We start from the raw sequence: 1,999 nt of genomic DNA on the forward strand, positions 1-1,999 counted from the left end.
ACAGCTTTGTCGGCAAGATTGACTTGCCCGAATAACCGCCCGACCTATCCGACACAATGGCCAAGTGTCGGATAGGAACGGCAAAATTTTTTGCACTTCTATTGCTTCTTTATCACACATAAGCAAACAACTGCCGCTTTAACAAGCACATAGATATTACTGTTTGCTTTCATTCTGTTGTTGTAAAGTAGGAGCGGCGCTGCAAAAACAATAATAAGCAGCAGAAAATAGTAGTTGTCTGTTGTTGGATATTTCAGCACCTTGCCCTGTTCTGGCTGTTCAATTGCTCTGATTTCATGATAGATCCGGGAGACTTTAATGTTAACCCCTTCCCCATCTCTGAGTTCTTCCCATGCATCAACCTTTAACCGTTCATAATAATTCCCAAATATTACCTCCTTTGAATTTATGACCTTCTCCACCTGCACAGCTATACTCTCATGCGGCAAAAAAAGATCAATAACCATTGTTACCGAAACAATCAAACAGAGAATCACCAGCACTTTTAAGGTTAATCCTATTCTTGGCGATGGACTCAGCATAAGCTCTATTCCTCCAACCTAGTACTCAATCAAGCAAATAGTTTGTTCTAATATTCACCGCCGCAAAAAAAAATCCTTTTAATCCAAAGAGTTGCTGTGCAGCAATACACCACTTAAAAGAATCTAGGTACGTTTTCGACTGCAGGGAATTGGATGGCAATACCGAAGAATTAAGCACCAGATATGTAAGGAGGATCCTCATGGGATATCACAGCGCTCCAGCGATTTATGTCGATAAAGTGCAGTTTAAGGTTACAGATTTGCAAAAATCCATTCAGTTTTATCAGGAGCTTCTGGGGTTTAAAATCCTGGAGCAAAACAAAAAGCAAGTTAAACTAACCGCTGATGGAATGACCAATATCTTAACCCTAATAGAACCAGCTGATGCGGTTCCTAAGCCCAGCCGCACCACAGGTCTTTACCACTTTGCTCTGCTTTTGCCAAAGCGCGCTGATTTAGCGCTTTTCGTAACCCATTTAGATAACCATAATGTAAGGTTTGGGGCTGCCGATCACTTAGTCAGTGAAGCCATTTATTTTGAAGATCCGGATGGTAACGGCATTGAGGTCTATGCAGATACAGATCCCTCAACCTGGAGCTGGCAGGCAGGATTAGTTGCAATGGATACTATCCCTCTAGATTTCGATGACCTCATGTTTGACATTGATTTAGAGAACCAATCATGGAAAGGAATGCCTGATCAAACAATTATTGGACACATTCATCTCCATGTTTCCGATCTAAAAGCAGCTCAAGAATTCTATACCAAAGGACTGGGCTTCAATATCGTATCTCGCTTGGGAGACAGCGCTCTTTTTTTATCAACAGCAGACTACCACCACCACATCGCTGTCAACATTTGGAATGGACCAAATGCGCCTAGACCGCCCAAAAACAGTGCTGGCTTAGATTACTATAGGGTGGTAGTCCCTAAGCAAGAAATGCTAGAAAAAATCCTAACCAATTTAGCAGCAATCGGTACTAAGATAAATAACAAAGACAGCGCAATCACAGTAGAAGATCCGGCCGGAAATTCTGTACAACTAATAATTGGAACAGCTCAATGACAGCGCCATAAAAAACACCACTCAAGAAAGAGGCACTACTCTTCTGAAAGTCAAACAAAGACTAATTCTACGATGAGCAGTGCCTCTTTTCCTTATTATTACGGTTGTTGCAGCCAAACCAACGCTGCATATACCTGACAGCTTAAGTCATTGGCTATACTGTCTATATTGCATTTTTATATTTAAAGATAGCGAAAATACCCTCTTGACCATGTTCAGGAAGCACTTGGCACGGGATCACCCCCGCGTATGCGGGAAAGACTTAACCTCCTTGTACAATGGTGATGCAGACATACCATGTTAATCAAAGTCATTGACCTTTGACAACCACATAGGAATTCCACTTCAGACAGTCTAATCTTCTCGTAACGGTAGGGCGTTCCGTCGAAC

General features: G+C 42.0%; 2 protein-coding genes. One reads left to right on the forward strand and one right to left on the reverse strand.

The window, feature by feature from the left end:
* Nucleotides 1–98: 98 nt before the first annotated feature.
* Entirely contained in the window at nucleotides 99–467 is a 369-nt protein-coding gene (locus GX019_05585) for a hypothetical protein (protein ID HHT36632.1), read from the reverse strand.
* Between the two features lie 275 nt (nucleotides 468–742).
* Here GX019_05585 and GX019_05590 point away from each other — a divergent pair, with 275 nt between their 5' ends.
* Nucleotides 743–1,609 (forward strand): VOC family protein, encoded by an 867-nt coding sequence (locus GX019_05590; protein HHT36633.1) that lies wholly within the window; start codon nucleotides 743–745, stop codon nucleotides 1,607–1,609.
* The last annotated feature ends 390 nt before the right edge of the window (nucleotides 1,610–1,999 follow it).

Source organism: Bacillota bacterium (assembly GCA_012837335.1).
In the GTDB taxonomy this organism is placed as follows: Bacteria; Bacillota; Limnochordia; order Darwinibacteriales; family DTU012; genus DTU012.

Excerpts from the sequence above, each read along its gene's own strand:
- GX019_05590 (HHT36633.1), top strand. The coding sequence starts at position 743 with ATGGGATATCACAGCGCTCCAGCGATTTATGTCGATAAAGTGCAGTTT.
- GX019_05585 (HHT36632.1), bottom strand. The coding sequence starts at position 467 with ATGGTTATTGATCTTTTTTTGCCGCATGAGAGTATAGCTGTGCAGGTG.